Origin of the sequence: Halorhodospira neutriphila (assembly GCF_016584055.1) — a bacterium.
Classification (GTDB): Bacteria; Pseudomonadota; Gammaproteobacteria; order Nitrococcales; family Halorhodospiraceae; genus Halorhodospira; species Halorhodospira neutriphila.
Genome location: NZ_NRSH01000125.1, coordinates 1 through 6,245 on the forward strand (window position 1 = coordinate 1; position 6,245 = coordinate 6,245).

Consider the following 6,245-nt stretch of genomic DNA (forward strand, 5'->3'; position numbering starts at 1 on the left):
GCCTACCCCCTCGAGATCTCCGAGCGCCTGCGCACCCTCACCGAGGCGACGGACCGGCAGCCGCACTAGCGGGCCGGCCCCCGCCGCGCCTAGGGGCCCTCGGAGCGCAGCCCCTGGAGGAGCTCGTTGAGGGTGAAGCCGTAGCGCTCGGCGATGGCCTTGAGCTCCCGCTGGGCCTGCTGGATGTGGGAGCTCCGGCGGTGCTCGATCGCTTGCTCGACCTCGCCGCGCAGCTCGCGGAGCTGCTCCACCGAGTACTTCGACAGGTCATCCATCGAGGTTACGATCCCTCATCGTCGGTCATGGGGGTTGCACGGGGACGGCGCAGCGGGCCGTCACGGGTTGAGCCGCAGCCAGGTCCAGCCCTCGGGGCGCAGCTCGTAGCGCTCACGCTCGTGGAGGCGGCCGTCGCCGGCGCTCCACAGCTCGATGCTCGAGGGGACGAGGCGGTAGCCGGACCAGTGGGGCGGCCGCGGGATCTCGCCGGGGTACTGGCGCTCGAGCCGGGCGACGCGCTCCTCGAGCTCCTCGCGGCTGCCGAGCGGCTGCGACTGCTGCGAGGCCCAGGCGCCGAGCTGGCTCAGCCGGGGCCGCTGCGCCCAGTAGGCGTCCGCCTCGGCGGCGCTGACCGCCACCGTCACCCCGCGGAGCTCGACCTGCTCGCCCAGCGGCGCCCAGAACAGGCACAGCGACGCCCGCGGGTTCTCGGCGAGGTGCTGCCCCTTGCGGCTGCACCGGTTGGTGTAGAAGACCGCCCCGCTGGCGTCGAGGCCCTTGAGCAGCACCGTGCGCGCCGCCGGCCAGCCGTCGTGGCCCACCGTCGCCAGGGTGGCCGCCGTGGGCTCCGCCACCGCCGCCGCGCGCGCCCGCTCCAGGGCCGCCCGGACCCGCCCGACGGCCTCCTGGTAGCAGCGATCCGACTCGCCGCCGCTGTCACTCATCCGGCTCGACCCTCAGCGTCAGCCCCTCTTTGCTGGTGATCCGCACCCGCTGGCCGCTGCGGATAGGCCGCTCGGCCACGGCGTTCCAGCGCTCGCCGGCGTAGTGCACGTGGCCGTGGCCGCTGAAGGCCTCCTCGGCGTACGCCTCGGCGCCGATGAGCTCGTCGGCGCCGCCGAGGCGGGGCCGGCGCCAGGCCCGGGCGGCCATCATCGCCACGCCGGTGAACACGAGCAGGCTGGCGGCCGTAAAGCCGGCGACCAGCGCCAGGGAGAGCTCGAAGCCCGGCGCCTCGGTGTCGAAGAGCATCACCGAGCCGAGGACGAAGGCCACGGCGCCGCCGAGGCCCAGGACGCCGAAGCTCGGCGCGAAGGCCTCGGCGATCATGAAGGCGATCCCCAGGCCGATCAGCCCCAGGCCGGCGTAGGCGATGGGCAGGGCCTGGAAGGCGTAGAGCGCCAGGAGCAGGCTGATCCCGCCGATGACCCCGGGCACCAGCGCCCCCGGGTTCGCCAGCTCGAAGATGATCCCGTAGATGCCGACGAGCATCAGGATATAGGCGACGTTCGGATTGGTCAGCACCGCCAGGAGGCGGTTGCGCCAGTCCGGCTCGATGCGCTCGACGGGCAGCCCGGCCGTGCGGAGGGTGCGCTCCCCCCGCTCCAGGGCCACCGTGCGCCCGTCGGCCTTCTCGAGCAGCTCGTCGACGCTCACGGCGATGAAGTCGGCGATATTGAGCCGGACCGCCTCGGCCGCCGAGGCGCTGATCGACTCGCGCACCGCGCGCTCGGCCCACTCGGCGTTGCGCCCGCGCATCCGCGCCAGCCCCTGGATGTAGGCGACGGCGTCCTCGACGGCCTTGCGCTCCGTGGCGCTGGCCGGCCGGCTCGGGGACGGCTCCCCCGCCGGCTCGCCGCCGTCGCCTTCGCCCTCGCCCTGGCCGCCCTCGCCCTCGGCGGGCTCCTCCTGGCCGTCCCCGCCGGGGAAGATCCCGCCCCCGCCGCCGACCTGGACCGGCGTCGCCGCGCCGAGGTTGGTCGCCGGCGCCATGGCCGCGACGTGGGAGGCGTAGAGGATGTAGGTCCCGGCGCTCGCCGCGCGCGCCCCGCTCGGGGCCACGTAGGTGGCCACGGGGACCGGCGAGGCGAGGATCTCGCGGATGATATCGCGCATGGCGCTGCTCAGCCCGCCGGGGGTATCCATGCGCAGGATGACGAGCGCCGCCCCCTGCTCGCGGGCCTGCTCGAGCCCGCGGGTGATGTAGTCCGTGGTGGCCGGCCCGATGGCCCCCTCGACCTCGAGGAGCGCCGCCGTCCCGGCCCGCTCCTGCCCGCCCAGGGGGAGCGCGGCGAGGGCGTAGAGCAGGACGGCGGCGATCAGGCGTCGGATCAGCATGGCAACCTAGACCTTGCAGCGGCGGAGTGCCCCCCGCCGCCGCGGGTCAGTTGCCCTGCAGCGCGGCGAGGATCTCGTCGCGGACCATCTCGACGGGCCGCTGGCCGTCGACGGTGATGTAGCGGGGGGCGCCGTCACCGCCGCGCTCCGCCCACCGGGAATAATAGTCGACCAGGGGGCGGGTCTGCTCGTGGTAGACCGACAGGCGGTGGCGGACCGTCTCCTCCCGGTCGTCGTCGCGCTGGACCAGCTCCTCGCCGGTGACGTCGTCCTTGCCCGCCTGCTGGGGCGGGTTGTGGACGACGTGGTAGACCCGCCCGGAGCCCGGATGGACCCGCCGGCCGGACATGCGCTCGACGATCGCCTCGTCGGGGACCTGGATCTCGACGACGGCGTCGATGCCGATCCCCTGCTCGTTCAGGCCGTCGGCCTGGGCGATGGTCCGCGGGAAGCCGTCGAAGAGGAAGCCGTTGGCGCAGTCGGGCTCGCCGATGCGCTCCTGGATCAGGCCGAGGATGACGTCGTCGGGGACGAGCCCCCCCTCGTCCATGACCTGCTTGGCCTGCTGGCCGAGGGGGGTCCCCGCCTTGACCGCGGCGCGGAGCATGTCCCCCGTCGAGATCTGGGGGATGCCGAGGGCCTCGCAGATGTAGCCGGCCTGGGTGCCCTTCCCGGCGCCGGGCGGGCCTAGCAAGATCAGCCGCATTGATTCACCTCATAGATCGCTTTACGGGCGCCAATCGGCGCGAAGCCTATCACCGGCCCTGGGCGCCTGCAATGAGCGCTCAGCGGGGCCGCAGGGCCGTCAGGCGCCCCCGGATGTCCAGGACGTAGACCACCCCCTCGGGGGTCGCCAGCGGCGGGTGCTGCACCGGCGCCGAGGAGACCTGCGTCCGGGCCACGAGCTTGCCGTCGCGCAGGCGCAGCCAGTTGACGTAGCCCGCCTCGTCGCCGAGGACCAGGTAGTCGCCGGCGACCACCGGCTCGGTCAGGGTCAGCCCCTCGAGCCGGTCCTGGCGCCAGGCGGTGGCGCCGTTGCGGCGGTCGAAGGCCCAGACCCGGCCGTCGTCGGCGGCCAGGTAGACCTCCGCGCCGTGGCTGGCCAGCCCGCGGTGGCTCGAGACCGCCCGCCGCCAGAGCTCGCGCCCGGTGGCCATCCGCACGGCGGCGATGGCCCCCTGGTAGGTGACGGCGTAGGCGGCGCCGCGGTCGATCACCGGGTCCGCGGCGATATCGGCCATGCGCTCGAGCTCGGTGCGGCCGCTCGGCTCGGTGACGGTGTACTCCCAGCGCACGCTGCCGTCCCGGGCGTCGAGCGCCACCAGCCGGCCGCTCTGCAGGCCGACGACGACGCTGCTGCCGGCGACGGCCGGGGCGCTGTTGCGCCGCAGGGTCAGCGCCGGGATGGTGCGGTCGAAGAGCCACTGCCGCTCCCCGGTCTCGGCGTCGAGGCCGAAGACCCGGCCGTCGGCGCTGCGCACCACGACGACCCCCCGCGTGTAGCGCGGCTGCGCCAGCACCTCGCTGGAGACGCTCGCCTGCCAGCGCCGCTCGCCCGAGGCCCGGTCGAGGGCGTAGACCCGCCCCTCCCGGTCGGCGACGATCAGCCGCTCCCCGGCCACGGCGGGCCCGGCGGAGAGGGGGCGCGCCAGGCGGCGCTGCCAGATCGGCTCCCGGTCCTCGGCGCTGAGCGCGCGGACGTGGCCGCGGGCATCGGCGAGGTAGAGCCGGCCGTCGGCGTAGACGGGCGCCAGGTCGAAGGCCGGCGACTCGAGGTGGCCGAGGGGCCAGCTGCTCGCCTCGAGCCGGACGGTCAGGGCGTCCTCGCCCGCCGGGCGCGGCTGCGGCAGCGGCTCCTGCAGGGAGCAGGCCGCGGCGGCGACGGCCGCGAGGGCGATAGCGGAGATCGCGCGCCAGCCCGCCAAGGCTCAGGCCTCGGGGCTGATGGCTTGGAGCTTGGTGCGCACGAGCTCCCGCGACTGGGGGGCTAGCCCGCCAGCGTCCAGCGCCGTGCGGTACGCCTCGGCGGCCTCCTCGGGGCGGTCGAGCTCGCTGAGCAGATCCCCGCGCAGCTCCGCGTAGACGGCCCGGAAGCCCTCGGAGACCTCGCCGCCGTCGAGCGCCGCCAGGGCGCGCTCGGGATCCTCCTGGGCCAGCGCCCGCGCCTGGCGCAGGCGGGCGAGCTCCGCCATGGGTCGGTCGCCGGCGTGCTCCACGAGCCAGCCGAGGGTCTGCGCCGCCTCGCCGTACGCCCCGGCCGCCGCCTGCTCGCGGGCCAGGCGCAGCGCCGTCAGTGCCGCGTAGCCGCTGCCGGCGTGGGCGTCGAGCAGGCGCTGCCCGGCCTCCTCGAGGGCCTCGAGCCCGGCGTCCTGGCGCTCCTGCTCGAGGTAGTCGGCGTAGGCCCCGGCGGCGCGCTGCTGCGTACGCTCCTGCCAGGTCTGGTAGCCCCACCACGCCGCCAGGCCCGCCGCCGCGACGGCGGCCCCGAGCAGGAGCGCCGGGCCGTTGCGCCGCCACCACGCCTTGAGCCGCTCGAGCTGCTCCTCATCGCTCTGATCCATGACTCCCCCTCGCGCCCGTCGGCGCCGTTGCGTTCAGTCGATCCAGTCGGCCCACTCCGCCACGAGCTCGTCGAGGCCCAGCCGCCGCTGCCCCGCCTCGCCGCGCAGGTCCTTGACGGTGATGCAGTCCTCGGCCAGCTCCTCGTCGCCGAGGATCAGGGCGAAGCGGGCGCCGCAGCGGTCGGCGCGCTTGAGCTGCGCCTTGAAGCTGCCGGGGCCGGTGTGGCATTGCAGGCGCAGCCCCGGCAGGGCGTCGCGCAGCCGCTCGGCGAGCGCCAGGCCCTCGCCGCTGCCGGTCGCCACCACCAGGTAGGCGTGGGGCGGTCCGCCGCGGCCCGCCGCCCCCGAGTCCTCGAGCAGCGCCACGAGCCGCTCGAGCCCGAGGGCGAAGCCGATGGCCGGGGTCGGGCGGCCGCCGAGCTGCTCGACCAGGCCGTCGAAGCGGCCGCCGGCGCAGACCGTGCCCTGCGCCCCGAGCCGGTCGCTGACCCACTCGAAGACGGTCCGGGTGTAGTAGTCGAGCCCCCGGACCAGGGCCGGGTTGACCTCGTACGCCACGCCGGCCCGGTCGAGCAGAGCCCGGACGGTCTCGAAGTGCTCGGCGGAGGCCTCATCGAGGGCGTCGAGCAGCCGCGGCGCATCGGCCATGACCGCCTGGACGCCGGGGTCCTTGCTGTCGAAGATGCGCAGCGGATTGGTCTCGAGCCGGCGCCGGCTGTCGTCGTCGAGCCGGTCCTCGTGGCGGCGCAGGTAGGCGGTGAGCCGCTCCCGGTACGCCGCCCGGGCCTCCGGGGTGCCCAGGGAGTTGAGCTGCAGGCGGACGTCGTCCAGCCCCAGGGCGCGGAGCATGCGCGCCGTCATGAGGATCATCTCGGCATCGAGCTCGGCGGCGGCGACCCCGAAGACCTCGGCGCCGACCTGGTGGAACTGGCGCAGCCGCCCCTTCTGCGGGCGCTCGTGGCGGAACATCGGCCCCATGTACCACAGCCGCGGCTCGCCCTGGTGGAGCATCCCCGACTCGATGCCGGCGCGCACGCAGCCCGCCGTCCCCTCCGGGCGCAGCGTCACGCTCTCGCCGTTGCGGTCCTCGAAGGTGTACATCTCCTTCTCGACGATGTCCGTCACCTCGCCGATGGAGCGGCGGAAGAGCTCCGTGCGCTCGAGCACCGGCAGGCGGATCTCGCGGTAGCCGTAGCCCTCGAGCACGTCGCGGATGACCGCCTCGGCGTGCTGCCACAGCGGGCTCTGCTCCGGCAGGACGTCGCAGAAGCCGCGAACGCTCTGAATCCCCTTGCTCGCCAACTGCCCTACTCCGATTCCGAAGAAAGCTCCAGGCGCGCCACCCGGCCG

General features: G+C 74.9%; 7 protein-coding genes. All 7 read right to left on the reverse strand.

The features are described 5' to 3' along the window. Positions 1-89: 89 nt before the first annotated feature. The 7 genes from CKO13_RS09885 to hisS all read right to left on the reverse strand — a co-directional run bounded on the left by CKO13_RS09885 (position 90) and on the right by hisS (position 6,197). A complete protein-coding gene (locus CKO13_RS09885; RefSeq protein WP_200260279.1) occupies positions 90-275 on the reverse strand; it encodes an H-NS histone family protein in 186 nt (61 codons plus the stop codon). Positions 276-335: 60 nt separating this feature from the next. Next, positions 336-941 (reverse strand): pyridoxamine 5'-phosphate oxidase, encoded by a 606-nt coding sequence (gene pdxH / locus CKO13_RS09890; RefSeq protein ID WP_200260281.1) that lies wholly within the window; start codon positions 939-941, stop codon positions 336-338. Further along, the gene (locus tag CKO13_RS09895) at positions 934-2,334 is read right to left on the reverse strand and encodes an NfeD family protein (RefSeq protein WP_200260285.1); all 1,401 of its coding nucleotides are present in this window, start codon (positions 2,332-2,334) and stop codon (positions 934-936) included. The genes pdxH and CKO13_RS09895 overlap by 8 nt, the downstream gene beginning before the upstream one ends. Before the next feature lie 46 nt (positions 2,335-2,380). Then, a complete protein-coding gene (adk, locus tag CKO13_RS09900; protein ID WP_200260289.1) occupies positions 2,381-3,040 on the reverse strand; it encodes an adenylate kinase in 660 nt (219 codons plus the stop codon). 79 nt (positions 3,041-3,119) lie between these two features. Further along, a complete protein-coding gene (gene bamB / locus CKO13_RS09905) occupies positions 3,120-4,259 on the reverse strand; it encodes an outer membrane protein assembly factor BamB (RefSeq protein ID WP_200260292.1) in 1,140 nt (379 codons plus the stop codon). A gap of 3 nt (positions 4,260-4,262) precedes the next feature. After that, entirely contained in the window at positions 4,263-4,895 is a 633-nt protein-coding gene (locus tag CKO13_RS09910; RefSeq protein ID WP_200260295.1) for a YfgM family protein, read from the reverse strand. 33 nt (positions 4,896-4,928) lie between these two features. Continuing rightward, positions 4,929-6,197 (reverse strand): histidine--tRNA ligase, encoded by a 1,269-nt coding sequence (gene hisS / locus CKO13_RS09915; protein WP_200260298.1) that lies wholly within the window; start codon positions 6,195-6,197, stop codon positions 4,929-4,931. Between the last annotated feature and the right edge of the window lie 48 nt (positions 6,198-6,245).

Excerpts from the sequence above, each read along its gene's own strand:
- pdxH (WP_200260281.1), bottom strand. The coding sequence starts at position 941 with ATGAGTGACAGCGGCGGCGAGTCGGATCGCTGCTACCAGGAGGCCGTC.
- adk (WP_200260289.1), bottom strand. The coding sequence starts at position 3,040 with ATGCGGCTGATCTTGCTAGGCCCGCCCGGCGCCGGGAAGGGCACCCAG.
- CKO13_RS09910 (WP_200260295.1), bottom strand. The coding sequence starts at position 4,895 with ATGGATCAGAGCGATGAGGAGCAGCTCGAGCGGCTCAAGGCGTGGTGG.
- CKO13_RS09895 (WP_200260285.1), bottom strand. The coding sequence starts at position 2,334 with ATGCTGATCCGACGCCTGATCGCCGCCGTCCTGCTCTACGCCCTCGCC.
- CKO13_RS09885 (WP_200260279.1), bottom strand. The coding sequence starts at position 275 with ATGGATGACCTGTCGAAGTACTCGGTGGAGCAGCTCCGCGAGCTGCGC.